Raw genomic sequence first — 18,181 nt, forward strand, 5'->3', positions numbered from 1 at the left:
GGCTTACTGCTTCGAGCGGAGCTCGGAATAGAGATAGGGGACGACGATGGCCGCGATGGTGGCCAGCATCATCGTGGCGCTGGCCGCGCCCAGGCCGATCTGGCCGCGCGAGAACGCCATCGTGTACATGAAGGTCGCCGGCAGGTCGGTGGCGTAGCCGGGGCCGCCGGCCGTCAGCGCCATCACCAGGTCGAAGCTCTTGATCGCGATGTGCGCCACCACCATCAGCGTCGAGAAGAACACCGGCCGCAGCGTCGGGATGATGATGCGCCAGTAGATCCGCGGCAGCGACGCGCCGTCGACCTGCGCGGCCTTGATGATCGAATCGTCGATGCCGCGCAGCCCCGCCAGGAACAGCGCCATCACGAAGCCCGACGACTGCCACACGCCGGCGATGACGATGCAGTAGATCGCCATGTCGGGATCGACCAGCCAGCCGAAGCTGAAGTGCTCGAAGCCCCATTGCTGCATCAGGTGCTCGATGCCCAGGCCCGGGTTGAGGATCCACTTCCACGCGGTGCCCGTGACGATGAAGGACAGCGCCATCGGGTACAGGTAGACGGTGCGCAGCACGCCTTCGCCGCGGATCTTCTGATCCAGCAGGATCGCCAGCAGCAGGCCCAGCGCCATCGCGCCGCCGATGAACAGCGCGCCGAAGAGGCCCAGGTTGGTCAGGGCCAGCCACCAGCGTTCGTTGTCGAACAGCGCGCGGTACTGCGCCAGGCCGACGAACTCGTAGTTCGGCAGCAGCCGCGACGCGGACAGCGACAGGTAGCCGTTCCAGGCCATCAGGCCATAGATGAAGAGGAAGGAGACGAGGAAGGTCGGCGCGACCACCAGCTTCGGAAGCCAGGGACTGCGCGGGGCTCGGGAGGCGGACATGCGGAGCGGGCCTGCAAGGGCGCCGGCGTGGCGCGTGGGAAGGAACGTGGCGAAACGCGGCCAAACCTGGCCGAACGCGGCGAGATACGGGCGCGGGCCCGTGAACGCCCTCTCCCGCGCGCGGGAGAGGGCAGGGGGCCTTACTTCGTCTTGGCGGCGGCCACCAGGCGGGCCTGCGCGTCCTTGGCGCTCATCTTGTCACTGTTCCAGAACTGGCTCACGACGTCCTTCATCGCGCCTTCGGCCGCGGCCGGGACAGCCATGCCGTGCGCGATCGAGGGTACCAGCGTGCCGGACTTGGCATCGGCGGCGAAGTCCGTGGCGGACTGCTTGGCGCAGTCGTCGAACTTGTCCATCTTCATGCCGGTGCGCACCGGGATCGAGCCCTTGTTCAGGTTGAACAGCTCCTGGAACTCCGGCGACATGATCGCCGTGGCCAGGTCCTGCTGCGCCTTCTCGTTGGCGGCGTTCTTCAGCTTGAACAGCGCGAACGAGTCGATGTTGAAGGTGAAGGACTTTTGCGTGCCGGGCGCGGCGACGCACAGCACGTCCTTGCCCGGCGTCTTGCCGGCGGCGACCCATTCGCCCTTGGCCCAGTCGCCCATCAGCTGCATGCCGGCCTCGCCCTTGATCACCATCGCGGTGGCCAGGTTCCAGTCACGGCCGGGCGCGTTCTTGTCGGTGTAGTCCTTGATGCGCTTGAAGGTGGTGAGCACCTTCTCCATCTGCGGACCGGACAGCGTCGCGGGGTCGAGCTGCACCAGCGCCTTCTTGTAGAAGTCCACGCCGCCCACGCCCAGCGCCACCGATTCGAAGGTGGTGAAGTCCTGCCAGTTCTGGCCGCCGTGCGCGACCGGCACGATGCCCGCCTTCTTCAGCGCCTCGGCGGTGGTGAAGAACTCGTCCCAGGTGGTGGGCAGCTTGGCGCCCGCCTTCTTGAGCGCTTCGGGATTGACCCACAGCCAGTTCACGCGGTGCACATTGACCGGCGCGGCGATGTAGTGGCCCTGGTACTTCATGATGCTGGCCACCACCGGCGGGATCACCTCATCCCACTTGCCGGCCTTGGCGACGCTGTCGACGTTGGTCAGCACGCCCTCGGCCGCCCATTCCTGCAGCGAAGGGCCCTTGATCTGCGCCGCCGCGGGCGCGTTGCCCGAGACCACGCGCGACTTCAGCACCGTCATCGCCGAGTCGCCGCCGCCGCCGGCGACCGCGAAGTCCTTCCAGGTGTGGCCCTGCTTCTGCAGCGTCGCCTTGAGCGCGGTGGCGGCCTTGGCCTCGCCGCCGCTGGTCCACCAGTGCAGGACCTCGACCTCGCCGGCCTGCGCCGCGCCGGCGGCCATCAGCGCGCACAGCGCGGCGGCCCGGGAAAGTTGCTTGAATTGGTGCATGCCGTTGTCTCCGTGTCGTCGGGGGGTTGGAGCGAATGTTGTCATGGGATGTCGGACGAGCCGGGGCGGGAGGCCGCCCATCGGACTCGCGCGGCGCAGCGTCAGAACCAGACCTCGACCTGGGCGCCGAAACTGGTGCCGGAGGTCTGGCCGTCGTAGCCGGGCTCGCCGGTCACGTTGCCGGCGGCCTTGTTCCACTTGGCGTGGGTGACGTAGAGACGGAACTCGGGTCGGTCCATCAGGCCCGGACCGGTCGACAGCGTCGGGGCGAAGGTCACCTTGGTCAGGCGCGCGCGCTGGCCGCCATCGGGCTTGTATTGCGACACGCCGGCCTCGGTGAGCAGCTTGAAGTTGCGGGTGACCCCGTAAGACACGCGACCGCCGATGGAGGTGGACACCGTGGCCTTGCCGGCGTTGTCCTTCTCGTTCGCCCACAGCAGCATGCCCATGCCGCCCCAGGCGCCTTGCTGGAAGTTGACCGATTCGACGATGCGGAACTTCTTGGCGGCCGAGGTATCGGTCTGATTGCCGAAGTTGGAGTTCAGTCCGGCCGAACCCTGGGCGTACTGCACCCACAGCACGTTGTTCAGGGAGCTGCCGAAGAGCTTCTCCTGCACATGCTTGGCGGTCAGGCCCCAGCCGTTGGTGCCGCCGCTGAACTGCGACTTGGTGACGGTGCCGAAGAAGTTCAGCGTGCCGCCCGGGTTGGTGGGCAGGTCGACGTATTCGACGTTGCCGCGATGGCCGGGACGCTGGTTGTTGTCCTTGTCGTTGGTGTAGTACGCCACGCCGAGCTTGCCCGGGCCCAGGGCCAGGCCCTTGATGCCGGCGCCGATGCCGGCCATCTCGGTGAAGTAGGTGTCGACGATGTGCACGTCGCCGCGGCGGCCGCGCTCCTTGCCGGCCCAGACGGTGGCCTCGGGAGCGAAGTCGAAGCCCTTGGCCTCGGCGTACATCTGCGCCAGGCGCATGTGCTTGGCGTCGTCTGCGTCCGAGTGGGGGTTCCAGTAGTCCGTCATCAGCACGACCTTGTAGTCGATGCCGTCCTTCTTGAAGCCCTGGGCGAGCTGGAATTCGCCGTAGATGTCGCACTCGTTGCCGAGGCGGTACTTCATGCCGCTGGTGCCGCCTTGCAGGGCGTAGCAGGCGCGGCTGACGCCGCCGTCGGTGGTGCCGCCGGGGCCGGCGCGGAAATAGCCGGTGAAGTCGACGGCGTGGGCGGAGCCGGCGGCCAGCAGCAGGCCGGCAGCCGTGGAAAGCGTTGCGCGCAGGCGCGGGGTGCGAGTCATGTTCAGTCTCCGGTGTGGTGTCCGATCAGTGGCGCTCCGGGCGTGCAGCCGTTAATCAGACGTTCATTTTTCTTGCATGCGGGCTGAACTTTAATTTTCCATTAATGAAACTATATTGGTGCTTACCACTAGCGATGTCGCCCCTGAAAGGGATGTCGTCCGGGCGAAACGCACGCGCGCCGCGCCGCCTTGGGGCGTGTGGGCGATCTGCGAATGAGGCGGTGGGAAGCCGGCCCAGGCGGACCGGGGCAGATCCAGGCAAGAAGAAGCAGGCCGGAAGAAACAGGCAGAGACGGCGGAGCGCCGCTCAGCCCGCCAGCGGCAGGCTGATGGAGGCCCGCAGGCCGCGCGGCTGGGCGCCGGAGAGCGCGATGTGGCCGCCATGGCGCTCGACGATCTCCTTGACGATCGCCAACCCCAGCCCGCAGCCGTTGCCCTCATGGGTGCCGCGGAAGAAGCGCTCGAAGGCCTGTTCGCGGATCGCCTCCGGAATGCCGGGGCCGTTGTCGGTGACGACCAGTTCGGCGCGGCCGCGCGCGCGGTGCACCTGCACCGTGATGCGCGCGCCGCGGCCGGCGTAGCGCAGCGCGTTGTCGACCAGGTTGACCAGCGCCTCGCGCAGCAGCAGCGGGATGCCGACGATCTCGACGGGACGCTCGGGCGCGTCGTCGAGCGGCATGCCGGCCTCGCGCGCACGTTCCTCGAGCTGCGAGGCGGACAGGCAGTCCGGGTCGCCGTCGGGTCCGTCGTAGCCGAGGTCCACGTTCTGCTGCAGCGCGCGCGGCACCAGCTCCGCGGTGACCTCGCGGGCGAGCCGGCCCAGGTCCACGCGGACCGGCGTCTGCCGGGTCACGGACTCCGGCTCGGTGCGCGCCAGCGCCAGCAACTGATTCACCAGGTGCGCGCTGCGCGTGGCGCTCTCGTGCACGCGGGCCAGCCGCATCGTCAGCGGGCCGGGCGGCGCCTCGGCCAGCGCGAGTTCGCTCTGGCTCTTCAGGCCGGCCAGCGGCGTGCGCAGCTGGTGCGCCGCGTCGCTGATGAAGCGGCGCTGGCCCTGCACGTTGTGCCGCACCGCCTCGAGCAGATCGTTGATCGCCTGCGCCAGCGAGCGCAGTTCCTGCGGCGCCGCGTCGAGCTCGATCGGACGCAGGTCGTTGGGCTTGCGGCCCTCGACCAGGCGGCGCAGCCGCATGATCGGTGCCAGGCCCGCGCCCACGCCCGCCCACACGATCATGCTCATCAGCACGATCAGCACCGACAGCGGCAGCATGGTGTCGATCAGCAGCCGGCGCGCCAGCAGCTCGCGGTTGGCGCTGGAGCGCGCCACCTGCACCAGCATGGTCTGCTGGGCCTTGGGGTTCTCGCCGAACTGCAGATAGAGCGCGGCCACGCGCACCGGCGCGGCGGGGCGGCCGTCATCGGCGTCGAGCTCGCCGTCATAGAACTGCGCCTGGCCCAGCGGAGGGCTCGCCGGCATGGCGGGCGGACTGGGCAGGTTGCGGTTGCCGAGGATGAACTGCCCGGGCGGCGAGCTGACGGTGTAGAGCAGCTTGTCGCTGGGATCGGCCTCGAGCACGTCCTGCGCGGCGCGCGGGAAGTCGATCAGCAGGCCGTTGCCCATCGGCTTGACTTGGCGCGCGAGCGAGCGCGTGGCCTGCAGCAGCGCGGCGTCGACGGCCTCGTTGGCATAGCGGCCGGCGAGCCGGTAGCTGAAGACGGCGCCGGCCAGCCACAGCACGATCTGCGGCAGCAGCAGCCACAGCAGCAGCTGGCGCTTGAGCGAGAAGCGCGAGGGGGCCATGGGTCGATCGGGGCGGACGGGGCGGACGGAGCGGGGCGTGGGCCAGGGGCGGGGCGCGCGCCGTCAGGCGCGTTCCAGCTCCAGCAGATAGCCCAGGCCGCGCACGGTGCGGATGGCCACCTGCGCGCCCTCGAGCTTGCGGCGCAGGCGATGGATGTAGACCTCGACGGCATTGGTTGCCGCGCCGCTGTCGCTGACGGCGTTGCCGGCGCGGTCGCCCGACCAGGCCTGGTTGATCTGCTCCTTCGTGATGACGCGGCCCTGGTGCGTGAGCAGCAGGTCGAGCAGGTCGAACTCGCGCGGACTGAGCTCCAGCATCTCGCCGCGCACCTGGGCGCTGCGGGTTTCGCGCTGCATGCTGAGCTGACCCAGCTCGGTGCTGGCCTTGGAGGCGCGGCTGCGGCGCAGCAGCGCGCGCAGCCGGGCCTCGAGCTCGGGGAAGTCGAAGGGCTTGGTCAGGTAGTCGTCGGCCCCGGCGTTCAGGCCGGCGACGCGGTCCTCCAGGCTGTCCAGCGCGGTGAGGATCAGCACCGGCAGCGAGGCGTCGGTCTGGCGCAGCTGCTTGAGCACCTCGATGCCGCCGACCATCGGCAGCCCCAGGTCGAGCACCACCACGTCGAACTGCTGCTTGGCCAGCAGGTATTGCGCGACCGCGCCGTTGGGCGCGTGCTCCACGGTGAAGCCGCTGGCGCGCATCTGTTCGCACAGGGCGTCGGCCAGGATCGCATCGTCTTCGGCGAGCAACAGGTTCATGAAAGGAAGATTAACAGGGCGCCGCGGGGCACCTCCCTGGGGCAAGCCCGGGTCGGCAGTCCTGCACGGGGCCCGCGGATGTAGGGCAATGCCCGACAGGCGCTGGCGAAGAACACCTCTCGCGCGGGAGCGGGGCGCTTCGGAATACTCCGGCCCAACCATGAATGCCGCCGACCTGAAGCAGACGCTGTGGCGCGTCGTCTACACGAAGAACGCGAACCTGCAGAGCGCAGGGGACGCGGCGGGGCCCTGGCATCCCGACAGGCGGCACATCGAGCAATGCGCCCGGCTGCTGCAAGGCCTGGCGCAGGAGGTCGGCATCCAGAGCAATGCGCAGGCGGCCAAGAACGCGTCGACCTGGCCCTCGCAGGGCTGATGAAAGACCCCAGGACCTCGCGGCCCGCATAAGCACAGTCGAATATCTCGCTTCGGTTCACGCCGGGCGGCGGGAACACTCGGCGGCATCGCGCTTTCCGCGCCTGATTGCCACCGCCGATGACCGCCTCCACGCTGCAGCGTCCCGATGACGCGCCCGCTGTCCCCGCATCGCCCTCGCTCGCGCAGGTCCTGGGGCCGGGCCTTGACCAGCTCGCCGATCAACTGGCCGCCACGGCGGTGCAGCGCGACCGGCAGGGCGGCCACGCCGCGGAGCAGCGCGAACTGATCCGCGCCAGCGGTCTGCTCGCGCTGACCATTCCCGAGGCCCACGGTGGTCTGGGCGGCGGCCTCCCAGAGTTCTACGAGGTCGTGCGCCGGCTCGCGCGCGTCGACAGCGCGCTCGCTCACGTGCTGGCCTTCCATCACCTTCAGCTCTATGGCGTGAGCCTGTATGGCGGACCCGCCGCGACGGCCCATGGCGCGCGCCATCTGCGCGAGACCGCCGAGCAGCGCCTGTTCTGGGGCAATGCGCTGAACCCGGCCGACACGCGGCTGACGGCGGTGCGCGAGGGCACCGGCTGGCGCCTGGAGGGCGTCAAGAGCTTCTGCTCCGGCGCGCTGGGCTCGGACCGGCTGACCGTGTCGGCGGCCACCGACGACGGCGGATTCCTGATCGGCATCGTGCCGACGCGGCGCGAGGGCGTGCAGGTCGAGCAGGATTGGGATGCCTTCGGCCAGCGGCAGACCGACAGCGGCACGGTGCGCTTCGAGGCCGTGCGGCTGGACGACGACGAGCTGCTGCAGCAGCCTGGCCACGGACCCACGCCGCGCGCGACGCTGCGCTCGCAGATCGCTCAACTGATCATGACCCAGCTGTACCTGGGCATCGCAGAAGGCGCGTTCGACGAGGCGCGCCGCTACACGGCCACGCGCGGCCGTCCCTGGTTCGCGTCGGGCGTGGACCGTGCGGTCGACGATCCGCTGCTGCAGCACCGCTACGGCGACCTGTGGCTGAAGGTGAGGGCGGCGCAGGCAGTGGCCGGCGAGGCCATCGGGCGGCTGCGCGCGGCGCTCGATCGCGGCGACGCCCTGACGGCGCGCGAGCGCGGCGAGGTCGCCATCGCGGTCGCCGAGGCCAAGGTGCTGGCGCATCGCGCCGGCGTCGAGGTCAGCAGCCAGCTGTTTGAGCTGACCGGCGCGCGCAGCACGGCGGCGGCCTTCGGGCTCGACCGCTTCTGGCGCAACGCGCGGGTGCACACGCTGCATGACCCGGTCGACTACAAGCTGCGCGACCTGGGCCGCCATGCGCTCGAAGGCCGGATCCCCGATCCGACGGCCTACTCCTGATCGCGGAGGGACAGATGAGCGATCCGCTGATCCGCCTCGACGGTGTTTCCAAGTCCTTCGCGCTGCCCGGCTGCGGCCGCTTCGACGCGGTGAGCGAGCTCAGCCTGTCGGTGCAGGCGGGCGAGATCCTCGGCCTGATCGGCAAGAGCGGCGCGGGAAAGTCCACGCTGCTGCGGCTGATCAACCTGCTCGAGCGGCCCGATGCGGGCCGCGTCCAGGTGGGGGGCAGGGACCTGACCGCGATGAATCCGGCCGAACTGCGCCGCGAGCGTCAGCGGCTGGGCATGATCTTCCAGCAGTTCAATCTGCTGCAGAACGCCACGGCGGCCGAGAACGTCGCGTTCCCGCTGCGGCTGCATGCGGGCCGCTCGCGGCGCGAGATCGCCGAGCGGGTCGAGGAATGCCTGTCGCTGGTCGGCCTGGCCGACAAGGCGGACCACCATCCGGCGCAGCTCAGCGGCGGCCAGAAGCAGCGCGTGGCGATCGCGCGGGCGCTGGCGCCGCAGCCCGACGTGCTGCTGTGCGACGAGCCGACGTCCGCGCTCGACGCGGAAACCACGCGCGAGCTGCTCGCGACGCTGGCCGGCATCAACGCGCGGCTCGGCGTCACGATCGTGATCGTCACGCATGAGCTGGAGGTGGTGCAGACGCTGTGCCGGCGCGCCGCGGTCATCGCGCAAGGCCGCCTGGTCGAGACCTTCGACGTCGCCGACGCCTCGCGCCACGCGCGCTCGCCGCTGGGGCTTGAACTGGTGCGGCTGCAGCAGCAGGCCGCGCGGCTGGCGGCGCTGGAGGCCTCGGCGCGCGAGACCTCGCAGGTCATCGCCTCCATCGGACGCCGCGAGGTCCGCCATGCTTGAAAACCTTGTCGAGCTGTTGCCCGAGATCGGACTCGCGCTGGGCCAGACCGCGCTGATGCTGGGCATCGGACTGAGCGCGGCGGTGTTGCTCGGCGGTCCGCTGGGCGTGCTGCTGTTCCTGCTGAGTCCTGGCCAGTCGCTGTCGGGCCACCGTGGAGCGGCGATCGCGCATCGCCTGATCGATGCGGTGGTGAACACCGTGCGCAGCTTCCCCTTCATCATCCTGCTGGTGGCGCTGGTGCCGCTGACGCGCGTGGTGGCCGGCACCTCGATCGGTCCGCTGGCCGCCGCGGTGCCGCTGTCCTTCGCGGCGATCCCGTACTTCGCGCGCCTGGTGGAGCAGTGCCTGCGCGAGGTGCCGCGCGGCGTCATCGAGGCGGCCCAGGCGATGGGCGCGTCCGAGACGCAGATCGTGCTGCGCGTGCTGGTGCGCGAGGCGCGCGCCGGACTGGTGGGCGCGCTCACGGTGCTGGCGATCAGCTTCCTGTCCTATTCGGCGGTGGCTGGCGTCGTCGGTGGCGGCGGCATCGGCGACCTCGCGATCCGCTACGGCTATTACCGCTTCCAGACCGACGTGATGGTGCTCACCGTCGCGATCCTCGTCGCGCTCGTGCAGCTGATCCAGTTCACCGGGCACCGGATCGCGCGGCGGCTCGACAAGCGCTGAGCCGCGAGCGCCGGCAGCTTCCCTTTCCGCTTCCAGCTTCCCGCTTTCCCTTCCTCCGGACCTCAAGGACCCCCATGACCATTGCCCGCCGCGCGCTGCTCACCCTGGCGCTGTCCGCCGCCGCGCTGTCCGCGCCCGCCGTTCACGCGCAGGACAAGAAGGAACTCACGATCGGCGCCACCGCCGGCTCCAACATCGAGGTGCTGAGGCTCGGCATCAAGCCGCTGCTGGAGAAGCGCGGCTACAAGGTCAAGCTGGTCGAGTTCAACGACTACGTGCAGCCCAACATCGCGCTGGCGCAGGGCGCGCTCGACGCCAACTTCTTCCAGCACATCACCTACCTGAACCGCTTCCGCGAGGACCGCGGCCTCGACATCGTGGACGTGGTGCAGGGGCCGATGGCGCCGTTCGGCATCTATTCGAAGAAGCGCAAGAGCCTGGCCGAGGTCAAGCCCGGCGACCGCATCACGCTGGCCAACGATCCGGCCAACCTCGCGCACGGGCTGGCGCTGCTGGCTGATCAGAAGCTGCTGACGCTCAAGCCCGGCGCCGACGCTATCCGGGTCACCGAGAAGGACATCGCCAGCAACCCGCTGCATCTGAAGCTCCAGCCGATCGAGGCGGCGCAGATCCCGCGCACGCTCGACGACGCGGAGTACGCGATCGTCAACGGCAACTTCGCGATCTCGAGCGGGCTCAAGCTGACCGACGCGCTGCTGCTGGAGAAGACGCCGGATCACTACATGCTGGTGCTGGCGGTGAAGGGCAAGGACCGCGCGCAGCCCTGGACGCAGGCGCTTGCCGACGCGTTCCGCGCCCCGGAGTTCAAGACGGTGCTGGACCAGAAGTTCCCCGGCTACGCCCGGCCGGCGTTCCTGCAATGAGCGCCGCCGGGGCGAGGGCGCCCAAGCCCGTGCGCTTCAACGCCTTCGCGATGAACACGGTGGGCCATCAGTCGCCGGGGCTGTGGACGCATCCGCGCGATGAGTCGCACCGCTACACCGATCCCGATTACTGGATCGAGCTGGCGCGCCTGCTGGAACGCGGCGGCTTCGACAGCGTCTTCCTGGCCGACGTGCTCGGCGTGTACGACGTGCACGGCGGCACGCCCGACGCGGCGCTGCGCCATGCGGTGCAGGTGCCGCTGAACGACCCGCTCGCGCTGGTGCCGCTGATGGCGGCGGTCACCAGGCACCTGGGCTTTGGCGTGACGGCGGCGCTGACCTACGAGCCGCCGTACAGCTTCGCGCGGCGGATGTCGACGCTGGACCACCTGACGCGCGGCCGTGTTGGCTGGAACATCGTGACCGGCTACCTCGACAGCGCGGCGCGCAACCTGGGCCACGACGCGCAGCGCGCGCACGACGAGCGCTACGACCTGGCCGACGAGTACCTGGACGTCGTCTACAAGTTGTGGGAGCTCAGCTGGGAGGACGGCGCGGTGAAGCGCGACAAGACCGGCCGCGTGTTCGCCGATCCGGCCAAGGTGCATGCGATCGGCCACCGCGGGGAGCACTACCGCGTGCCTGGCGTGCATCTGTGCGAGCCCTCGCCGCAGCGCACGCCGGTGCTGTTCCAGGCCGGCACCTCGAGCCGCGGCCGGGCCTTCGCGGGCCGCCACGCCGAGTGCGTCTTCGTCAGCGGGCCCAGCGTCGCGGTGGTGAAGGGCTATGTCGACGGCCTGCGCGCCGCGGCGGCCGAGGCCGGCCGCTCGCGCGATGACGTGCTCGTCTACGGCCAGGCCTTGATCGTGACCGCGGCGACGAGCGCCCAGGCGCATGCCAAGCATGAGGACCTGAAGCGGCACGTCGACATCGAGGCGGCGCTGACGCTGCTGTCGGGCTGGACCGGCGTGGACTTCAGCCGATATCCGCTCGACGCGACGATCGACTATCTCGACACGCAGGCGGGCCGCACGGCGTTGGCCTCGTTCAGCAGCGCGGATCCGACGCGGCGCTGGACGGTGGGCGAGGCGGCCGCGTTCATCGGCCTGGGCGGGCGCGGACCGGTGTTCGTTGGCGATCCGGCGGAGATCGCGGATCAGCTGATCGCGTGGCAGGACGCCACGGGCCTGGATGGATTCAACCTCGCCTACGCGCTGGCGCACGAGACTTTCCGCGACGTCGTCGATCTCGTGGTGCCGGAGCTGCGGCGGCGCGGACGCTACCGGCCCGGGCAGGGGCAGGGCGCCGATGACGACACGGCCGCGCGGACGCTGCGGGCCCGGCTCTTCGATCGCGGCGACCGGCTGCCCGCGAATCACGCGGGTCGGCAGGTGCGCCTGGGCGGCCCCGTCGATGCCTCCTTGCCCTCACTGACCATTCCCTTGACGGAGCCTGTTGCATGACCCGTGAGACTTCTCCGACGCGCCGTGAGGCGCTCGCCCTCGGACTTGGCATCGCCGCCGGCCTGGCCGCGGGCCCGGCGCGCGCGCAGGGCGCGGGCGCGCCCAAGGAGCTGCGGCTCGACTACGCCTATTACTCGCCGACCAGCCTGGTGCTGCGCCGCTTCGGCTGGCTGGAGGAGGACCTCGGCAAGGACGGCATTCCGGTGCGATGGGTGTTGAGCGCCGGCAGCAACCGGGCGCTGGAGTACCTGAATGCCGGCAGCATCGACGTCGGATCGACCGCCGGCCTGGCGGCGCTGCTGGCGCGCGCGAACGGCAATCCGATCCGCGCGCCCTACATCTTCTCCAGGCCGGAATGGACCGCGCTGGTCGTGCGCGGCGACTCGGGCATCCGCTCACTGGCGGACCTGAAGGGCCGCAAGGTGGCCGCGACCAAGGGCACCGACCCGTATCTGTTCCTGCTGCGCGCGCTGCACACGGCCGGCCTTCAACGCGCCGACATCGAGCACGTGGCGCTCCAGCACGCCGATGGCCGCGCCGCGCTGGAGCAGGGCCGCGTGGACGCCTGGGCCGGGCTCGACCCGCTGATGGCGGCGAGCGAGCTCGACGCGGGCTCGCGGCTGCTGTATCGCAACGTCGGCTTCAACACCTATGGCTTCCTCAACGTGCGCGAGGAGTTCCTGACCCGCCATCCGCAGGTCGTGCGCCGCGTGATCGCGGCCTACGAGCGCGCGCGGGCATGGACGCTGGCGAATCCGTCCGAGGCCGCGAGGATCCTGTCCGAAGAGGCCAGGGTGAGCCTGCCGGTGGCGCTGCTGCAGGTGAAGTTGCGCACCGACTTCTCGCATCCGCAGCCCTCGGACGAGCATGTGAAGGCGCTGCAGGCCGCGGCGCCGATCCTGAGCGCCGAGCAACTGGTGCGGCCCGGCGTCGACCTGAACCGCACGATCGCGGAGCTGGTCGACACGCGCTTCGCGAATGGGCTGATCAAGGCATGAGCGGACCATGAGCGCGGATCCTGATCTGATCGCGCGGGCGATCGCCTCGCTGGGGCCGGTGTTGCCGGAGCAGCCGGCGCTGTCCGGCGCGCCGTCCTGGCGCTGGCCCGCGTGGCTGCTTGGCGCGCTGCCGCCGCTCGCGGCGCTGGCGCTGATCGAGGCGGCCGTGCGTCTGGGCTGGATCGCGCCGCATCTGCTGCCGGCGCCCAGCGAGGTGGCCCTCGCGCTGGCGCGGATGGTGCGGGACGGCCAGCTCGCTCAGCATGTGCTCGCCAGCTCGCTGCGGGTGGCGGCCGGCTTCGCGCTTGGCGCGGCGCTGGCGGTGCTGTTCGGCGCGCTCGTGGGGCTGTCGGCGACGGCGGCCGCCGTGCTGACGCCGAGCTTCCAGGCGCTGCGCGCGATTCCCTCGCTCGCCTGGGTGCCCTTGCTGCTGCTGTGGCTGGGCATCGATGAAGCGTCGAAGGTGGCCCTCATCGCGATTGGCGCCTTCTTCCCGGTCTACATGGGCGTGGCCTCGGGCTTCCGGGACGTCGACCGCAAGCTGGTGGAGGTGGCCCGGCTGCGCGGGCTGGGGCGCGTGGCGCTGGCGCGGCGCGTGCTGCTGCCGGCCGCGCTGCCGGCGCTGCTCACGGGGCTGCGCAACGGGCTGAGCCTGGCGTGGATGTTCATGGTGGCGGCCGAGCTCATCGCGGCGAGCCGCGGGCTGGGCTACCTGCTCACGGATGGGCGGGAGACCGGGCGCGCCGACCTGGTGCTGGCGGCGATCGTGCTGCTGGCCCTGCTGGGCAAGCTCAGCGATGGCGGCATGGCGGCGCTGGAGCGGCGCGCGCTGCATTGGCGCGACAGCTTTGGAGGGGCGGCATGAGCCTGCTGACGGTGACGGTGCGGGAGAAGCGTTTCGCGCGCGAAGCGGTTCACGCGATCCAGGGGCAGGCCGGAGAGCGGCCACCGGTGTTGCAGGACGTCCGCTTCGAGCTGGTGCCGGGCGAGGTGCTCGGCGTGGTCGGTGCGAGCGGCTGCGGCAAGAGCACGCTGCTGCGCATCGTGGCGGGGCTCGATCCGGACTTCGACGGCGAGGTGCGTCTGGACGGGCGCGCGCGGCGCGGGCCGGACCGCGACATCGGCGTCGTGTTCCAGGAGCCGCGGCTGTTCCCGTGGCTGACGGTGGCCGAGAACGTCGGCTTCGATCTCGGCCAGGGGCATGACGAGGCGTGGGTGGCGACGCTGCTGCGCGAAGTCGGGCTCGGCGATCTTGGGCAGGCGCTGCCCCGGCAGCTCTCGGGCGGCCAGGCGCAGCGCGCCGCGATCGCCCGCGCGCTGTACACGCGGCCACGGGTGCTGCTGCTGGACGAGCCGTTCTCGGCGCTAGACGCGTTCACGCGGATGCGGCTGCAGGACCTGGTGCGCGACGTGGCCCGCGCGCATGGCACCAGCCTGCTGCTGGTGACGCACGACATCGAGGAGGCCGTGCTGCTCGGCGACCGGGTGCTGGTGCTGGGCTCGGCGCCCGGACGCATCGTGCGGGAGATCGGCGTGGCCCTGCGTCATCCGCGAGGCCGAGGCAGCGCCGAGGTCTCCGCGCTGCGCAGCCGGGTCCTGTCGGCCCTGGAGTCGGTGGGATAGCCGTTTTACGCCTATCCATCGGCGTTCTGCTTCGTTCATGAGAGGGGGGTTGATTCGCAGAATGGATCCGTTCCTGCTTCAACCCCCGCCATGACCGCCACCGCTTCTCCCGTCCTCCTCCTCGCCGCGAGTCCGAGCCTGCACTCCCGCTCCGGCGCGCTGCTCGGCGCCGCCGCCGAGAAGCTCCACCACCACGGCCTGGGCACCCGCGCCCTGCGCCTGCGCGAGCTGCCGGCGGCGTCGCTGCTGCACGCGGATGTCGACGATCCCGCCATCCGCGGCGCCTTGGCCGCGGTGGCCGAGGCGCGCGTCGTGGTCCTGGCGACCCCCATCTACAAGGCGGCCTACAGCGGGCTGCTGAAGGTCTTCCTCGATCTGCTGCCTCAGGACGGGCTGGCCGGCAAGACCGTGTGGACGCTCGCGACGGGTGGCAGCCTCGCGCATCTGCTGGCACTGGACTACGGCCTGCTGCCGGTGCTGTCCGCGCTCGGGGCGCGCTCGCACATCGATGGCGTCTATGCGAGCGACGCGCAGATCGTCAAGGACGCCGCCGGCGAGTACCGCGTCGGCGACGACATCGCACGCCGTCTGCTGGCCGGCGCGTCGCAGGTGCTCGACCGCGTGCCGGCCCCCGAGCGCGCCGCGCCCCTGGCCCCGCTTGCACGTCCCGCGCTGGTCCTCTGAGCGCCGGCACCGTCCGTCGCTCTTCCCCCTTCCTCCCACTCCGCGACCTCCTCATGAAGCTCTTCCTCGATCGCCGGGCGGCGCTGATCCGCGCCGCCACGCTCTCCGCCGCGCTGGGCGCGACGCTCGGCCTGCATGCCGGCGCCGCGCTCGCGCAGGCCCCAGCCAATCCCGCCGAGCTCCGCATCGGCTTCCAGAAGTACGGCACGCTGACGGTCCTCAAGGCCAAGGGCGATCTGGAGAAGCGCCTGGCGCCGCTGGGCATCACGGTGAAGTGGACCGAGTTCCCCGCCGGGCCGCAACTGCTGGAGGGCCTGAACGTGGGCTCGCTCGACTTCGGCACCGTTGGCGAGGCGCCGCCAATCTTCGCGCAGGCCGCCGGGGCGGATCTGGTCTACGTGGCCAACCAGCCGTCTGCGCCGGCCGCGGAGGCGCTGGTCGTGCAGAAGGACTCGCCGATCCAGTCGCTGGCCGATCTGAAGGGCAGGAAGATCGCGCTGAACAAGGGCTCCAACGTCCATTACCTGCTGGTCAAGCTGCTGGAGAAGCAGGGCCTGAAGTACACCGACATCCAGGTCGTCTACCTGCCGCCGGCCGATGCTCGCGCCGCCTTCGAGCGCGGCGCCGTCGACGCCTGGGTGATCTGGGATCCGTTCCTGGCCGCGGCGCAGCGCCAGCTTGGCGCGCGCGTGATCGCCGATGGCAAGGGCGTCGTCGCGAATCATCAGTTCTATCTGGCCGCGCGCGGCTACGCGGAGAAGCATCCGCAGGTCGTGCAGGCGATCGTCGACGAGCTGGCCAGACTGGACCGCTGGGCCGAGGGCAACACGCAGGCGGTGGCTGCGCTGCTGGGGCCGCAGATCGGGCTGGACGCCGCGACGACCGAGCTCGCGGCGGGCCGCTTCGCCTACGGCATCCAGCCGATCACGCCGGCCATCGCGGCCGAACAGCAGAAGATCGCCGATGCCTTCCACGCGCTGAAGCTGATCCCCAAGCCGATCCGCATCGCCGACGCGCTGCCGAAGTCGGTCCGCACCGCCGCGAAGTGAGGGAGACCCGGCCATGAAGATCCTCTGGTTCATCCCCACGCACGGCGATTCGCGGTATCTCGGCACCGCCAAGGGCGCGCGCGTCGCGGACTTCGACTACTACCGCCAGGTCGCGATCGCGGCCGACAGCCTCGGCTACGAAGGCGTGCTGCTGCCCACCGGACGCAGCTGCGAGGACAGCTGGATCGTCGCGGCCAGCCTCATCGAGGCGACGCGGCGCTTGAAGTTCCTGGTCGCGCTGCGGCCCGGGCTGGTGCAGCCGGTGCAATCGGCGCGGATGGCGGCGACGCTGGACCGGCTCTCGGGCGGCCGGCTGCTGGTCAACCTGGTCACCGGCGGCGACCCCGACGAGCTCGCCGGCGATGGGCTGTTCCTGCCGCACGAGGAGCGCTACGCGCTGTCGACCGAGTTCCTCTCGATCTGGCGCGAGGTGCTGCGCGCCAGCCATGACGGCGAGGCGATCGACTTCGACGGCGACCAGCTGCGGGTGAAGGGCGGCAAGCTGCTGTACCCGCCGGTGAGCCGGCCCTATCCGCCGGTGTTCTTCGGCGGGTCGTCGGCGCCGGCGATCGAGCTGGCGGCCGAGCAGGTCGACACCTATCTGACCTGGGGCGAGCCGCCCGCCGCCGTGGCCGAGAAGCTCGGCGAAGTGCGGCAGCGCGCCGAGGCCAAGGGGCGGCGCCTGGAGTACGGCATCCGCCTGCACGTCATCGTGCGCGAGACCGAGGAAGCGGCGTGGGCCGCCGCGGGCGAGCTGGTGAAGCACCTCGACGACAACGTCATCGCCGCGGCCCAGGCCAAGTTCGCCGCGATGGATTCGGTGGGGCAGCGCCGCATGGCCGAGCTCCACCAGGGCCGGTTCAACAAGGACGACATCCGCAGCGGGCTGGAGATCTCGCCCAACCTGTGGGCCGGTGTGGGCCTGGTGCGCGGCGGCGCCGGCACGGCGCTGGTCGGCAATCCGCAGCAGGTGGCCGATCGCATCCAGGAATACGCGGCGCTGGGGCTGGAGTACTTCGTGCTCAGCGGCTATCCGCATCTGGAAGAGGCCTATCGCTTCGCGGAGCTGGTGTTCCCGCTGCTGCCGCTGGACGTCCGCGAGAAGCTGAGCGCGCCCAAGCTCACCGGGCCGTTCGGCGAGATCGTCGCCAACAGCTATGTGCCGGGCCAGCTCAAGCTGGCGTCCGCGAGCTGACATGGCGGCCGCCGCGATCAAGGGGGCCGCAGGGCGGCGCGCGCTCGACGCGCTGGTGCCGTGGCTCGTGCCGCTGGCGGTGCTGGCGCTGTGGCAGCTCAGCGCGCAGGCCGGCTGGCTGTCGACGCGGGTGCTGCCCGCGCCCTCGGCGGTGGCCCGGGCGGCCTGGGAGCTGGCGCTCTCCGGCGAGCTGTGGCGGCACCTGGCGGTGAGCACCGGACGCGCCTTCCTCGGCTTCGCGGTGGGGGGCGGGCTCGGTCTGCTGCTGGGGTTGTTGACCGGCTCGCAGCGCTGGGCGGAGACCGCGTTCGACACCACGCTGCAGATGCTGCGCAACATCCCGCCGCTGGCGCTGATCCCGCTGGTGATCCTGTGGTTCGGCATCGACGAGACGGCCAAGCTGTTCCTGGTCGCGCTGGGCGTGTTCTTCCCGGTCTACCTGAACACCTTCCACGGCATCCGCGGCGTGGACCGCGACCTGATCGAGATGGCGCGCTCCTACGGCCTGAGCGGCTGGGCGCTGTACCGCCAGGTCATCCTGCCGGGGGCGACGGCCTCGATCCTGGTCGGGCTGCGCTTCTCGCTGGGGCTGATGTGGGTGCTGCTGATCGTGGCCGAGACCATCTCGGCGCAGAGCGGCATCGGCTACATGACGATGAATGCGCGCGAGTTCCTGCAGACGGACGTGGTGCTGGTGGGCATCCTGGTCTACGCGCTGCTGGGCAAGCTCGCCGACGTCGCGGCGCAGGCGCTGGAGCGCGCCTGGCTGCGCTGGCATCCGGGGTACCAGACATGATGAGCGTGACCGAGATCGATGTGCTGTCCGAGTGGCAAGACTCCCAGCAGGACTCCCAGCAGGACGCCCGGCAGGACGCCCGGCAGGACGCCGCGAGGGACGATCGTTCCGCGGCGCT

18 protein-coding genes are annotated in these 18,181 nt (G+C 70.7%); 13 read left to right on the plus strand and 5 right to left on the minus strand.

Annotated elements, in window-relative coordinates; translation table 11 throughout:
• Positions 1-3: 3 nt before the first annotated feature.
• The 5 genes from ABDW61_RS17515 to ABDW61_RS17535 form a co-directional block, all read right to left on the minus strand.
• Positions 4-882: a sugar ABC transporter permease gene (locus tag ABDW61_RS17515; protein WP_343640462.1), complete on the minus strand. Its 879-nt coding sequence runs from the start codon at positions 880-882 to the stop codon at positions 4-6.
• Between the two features lie 140 nt (positions 883-1,022).
• On the minus strand, positions 1,023-2,228 hold the full coding sequence (locus ABDW61_RS17520) for an ABC transporter substrate-binding protein (RefSeq protein WP_343640553.1): 1,206 nt from the start codon (positions 2,226-2,228) through the stop codon (positions 1,023-1,025).
• A 149-nt stretch (positions 2,229-2,377) separates the two neighbouring features.
• A complete protein-coding gene (locus tag ABDW61_RS17525; protein WP_343640464.1) occupies positions 2,378-3,565 on the minus strand; it encodes a carbohydrate porin in 1,188 nt (395 codons plus the stop codon).
• 307 nt (positions 3,566-3,872) lie between these two features.
• On the minus strand, positions 3,873-5,366 hold the full coding sequence (locus tag ABDW61_RS17530) for a sensor histidine kinase (RefSeq protein WP_343640465.1): 1,494 nt from the start codon (positions 5,364-5,366) through the stop codon (positions 3,873-3,875).
• 63 nt (positions 5,367-5,429) lie between these two features.
• The gene (locus tag ABDW61_RS17535) at positions 5,430-6,119 is read right to left on the minus strand and encodes a response regulator transcription factor (protein WP_343640466.1); all 690 of its coding nucleotides are present in this window, start codon (positions 6,117-6,119) and stop codon (positions 5,430-5,432) included.
• 160 nt (positions 6,120-6,279) lie between these two features.
• Between ABDW61_RS17535 and ABDW61_RS17540 the strand changes: the two genes are divergently transcribed.
• The 13 genes from ABDW61_RS17540 (at position 6,280) to ssuC (ending at position 18,063) form a co-directional block, all read left to right on the plus strand.
• On the plus strand, positions 6,280-6,495 hold the full coding sequence (locus ABDW61_RS17540; protein WP_343640467.1) for a hypothetical protein: 216 nt from the start codon (positions 6,280-6,282) through the stop codon (positions 6,493-6,495).
• Between the two features lie 119 nt (positions 6,496-6,614).
• On the plus strand, positions 6,615-7,844 hold the full coding sequence (locus tag ABDW61_RS17545; protein ID WP_343640469.1) for an acyl-CoA dehydrogenase family protein: 1,230 nt from the start codon (positions 6,615-6,617) through the stop codon (positions 7,842-7,844).
• 14 nt (positions 7,845-7,858) lie between these two features.
• Positions 7,859-8,704: a methionine ABC transporter ATP-binding protein gene (locus ABDW61_RS17550; protein ID WP_343640470.1), complete on the plus strand. Its 846-nt coding sequence runs from the start codon at positions 7,859-7,861 to the stop codon at positions 8,702-8,704.
• Positions 8,697-9,371, plus strand: coding sequence for a methionine ABC transporter permease (locus ABDW61_RS17555; RefSeq protein ID WP_343640471.1), 675 nt, complete (start codon positions 8,697-8,699; stop codon positions 9,369-9,371). Before ABDW61_RS17550 ends, ABDW61_RS17555 begins: the two co-directional genes overlap by 8 nt.
• Before the next feature lie 74 nt (positions 9,372-9,445).
• The gene (locus ABDW61_RS17560; protein WP_343640472.1) at positions 9,446-10,255 is read left to right on the plus strand and encodes a MetQ/NlpA family ABC transporter substrate-binding protein; all 810 of its coding nucleotides are present in this window, start codon (positions 9,446-9,448) and stop codon (positions 10,253-10,255) included.
• Complete coding sequence (locus tag ABDW61_RS17565; protein ID WP_343640473.1) at positions 10,252-11,718, plus strand: LLM class flavin-dependent oxidoreductase; 1,467 nt, start codon at positions 10,252-10,254, stop codon at positions 11,716-11,718. Before ABDW61_RS17560 ends, ABDW61_RS17565 begins: the two co-directional genes overlap by 4 nt.
• Positions 11,715-12,716, plus strand: a complete 1,002-nt coding sequence (locus ABDW61_RS17570; RefSeq protein ID WP_343640474.1) for an aliphatic sulfonate ABC transporter substrate-binding protein — start codon at positions 11,715-11,717, stop codon at positions 12,714-12,716. The genes ABDW61_RS17565 and ABDW61_RS17570 overlap by 4 nt, the downstream gene beginning before the upstream one ends.
• Before the next feature lie 7 nt (positions 12,717-12,723).
• Entirely contained in the window at positions 12,724-13,581 is an 858-nt protein-coding gene (locus tag ABDW61_RS17575; RefSeq protein ID WP_343640475.1) for an ABC transporter permease, read from the plus strand.
• Positions 13,578-14,339 (plus strand): ABC transporter ATP-binding protein, encoded by a 762-nt coding sequence (locus ABDW61_RS17580; protein ID WP_343640477.1) that lies wholly within the window; start codon positions 13,578-13,580, stop codon positions 14,337-14,339. Before ABDW61_RS17575 ends, ABDW61_RS17580 begins: the two co-directional genes overlap by 4 nt.
• Before the next feature lie 90 nt (positions 14,340-14,429).
• Positions 14,430-15,023, plus strand: coding sequence for an NADPH-dependent FMN reductase (gene ssuE, locus ABDW61_RS17585; protein ID WP_343640479.1), 594 nt, complete (start codon positions 14,430-14,432; stop codon positions 15,021-15,023).
• Positions 15,024-15,076: 53 nt separating this feature from the next.
• Positions 15,077-16,072: a sulfonate ABC transporter substrate-binding protein gene (locus tag ABDW61_RS17590; RefSeq protein WP_343640481.1), complete on the plus strand. Its 996-nt coding sequence runs from the start codon at positions 15,077-15,079 to the stop codon at positions 16,070-16,072.
• Positions 16,073-16,085: 13 nt separating this feature from the next.
• Positions 16,086-17,267 (plus strand): FMNH2-dependent alkanesulfonate monooxygenase, encoded by a 1,182-nt coding sequence (ssuD, locus tag ABDW61_RS17595; protein ID WP_343640483.1) that lies wholly within the window; start codon positions 16,086-16,088, stop codon positions 17,265-17,267.
• Between the two features lies 1 nt (position 17,268).
• Positions 17,269-18,063, plus strand: coding sequence for an aliphatic sulfonate ABC transporter permease SsuC (gene ssuC / locus ABDW61_RS17600; protein ID WP_343640485.1), 795 nt, complete (start codon positions 17,269-17,271; stop codon positions 18,061-18,063).
• The last annotated feature ends 118 nt before the right edge of the window (positions 18,064-18,181 follow it).

Source organism: Roseateles sp. (assembly GCF_039595595.1).
Classification (GTDB): Bacteria; Pseudomonadota; Gammaproteobacteria; order Burkholderiales; family Burkholderiaceae_C; genus Roseateles.

Coding starts and splice junctions, on each gene's coding strand:
- ssuD (WP_343640483.1), top strand. CDS start 16,086: ATGAAGATCCTCTGGTTCATCCCCACGCACGGCGATTCGCGGTATCTC.
- ABDW61_RS17515 (WP_343640462.1), bottom strand. CDS start 882: ATGTCCGCCTCCCGAGCCCCGCGCAGTCCCTGGCTTCCGAAGCTGGTG.
- ABDW61_RS17550 (WP_343640470.1), top strand. CDS start 7,859: ATGAGCGATCCGCTGATCCGCCTCGACGGTGTTTCCAAGTCCTTCGCG.
- ABDW61_RS17540 (WP_343640467.1), top strand. CDS start 6,280: ATGAATGCCGCCGACCTGAAGCAGACGCTGTGGCGCGTCGTCTACACG.
- ABDW61_RS17560 (WP_343640472.1), top strand. CDS start 9,446: ATGACCATTGCCCGCCGCGCGCTGCTCACCCTGGCGCTGTCCGCCGCC.
- ssuE (WP_343640479.1), top strand. CDS start 14,430: ATGACCGCCACCGCTTCTCCCGTCCTCCTCCTCGCCGCGAGTCCGAGC.
- ABDW61_RS17565 (WP_343640473.1), top strand. CDS start 10,252: ATGAGCGCCGCCGGGGCGAGGGCGCCCAAGCCCGTGCGCTTCAACGCC.
- ABDW61_RS17570 (WP_343640474.1), top strand. CDS start 11,715: ATGACCCGTGAGACTTCTCCGACGCGCCGTGAGGCGCTCGCCCTCGGA.
- ABDW61_RS17590 (WP_343640481.1), top strand. CDS start 15,077: ATGAAGCTCTTCCTCGATCGCCGGGCGGCGCTGATCCGCGCCGCCACG.
- ABDW61_RS17555 (WP_343640471.1), top strand. CDS start 8,697: ATGCTTGAAAACCTTGTCGAGCTGTTGCCCGAGATCGGACTCGCGCTG.
- ABDW61_RS17525 (WP_343640464.1), bottom strand. CDS start 3,565: ATGACTCGCACCCCGCGCCTGCGCGCAACGCTTTCCACGGCTGCCGGC.
- ssuC (WP_343640485.1), top strand. CDS start 17,269: ATGGCGGCCGCCGCGATCAAGGGGGCCGCAGGGCGGCGCGCGCTCGAC.
- ABDW61_RS17535 (WP_343640466.1), bottom strand. CDS start 6,119: ATGAACCTGTTGCTCGCCGAAGACGATGCGATCCTGGCCGACGCCCTG.
- ABDW61_RS17580 (WP_343640477.1), top strand. CDS start 13,578: ATGAGCCTGCTGACGGTGACGGTGCGGGAGAAGCGTTTCGCGCGCGAA.
- ABDW61_RS17575 (WP_343640475.1), top strand. CDS start 12,724: ATGAGCGCGGATCCTGATCTGATCGCGCGGGCGATCGCCTCGCTGGGG.
- ABDW61_RS17520 (WP_343640553.1), bottom strand. CDS start 2,228: ATGGCCGCCGGCGCGGCGCAGGCCGGCGAGGTCGAGGTCCTGCACTGG.
- ABDW61_RS17530 (WP_343640465.1), bottom strand. CDS start 5,366: ATGGCCCCCTCGCGCTTCTCGCTCAAGCGCCAGCTGCTGCTGTGGCTG.
- ABDW61_RS17545 (WP_343640469.1), top strand. CDS start 6,615: ATGACCGCCTCCACGCTGCAGCGTCCCGATGACGCGCCCGCTGTCCCC.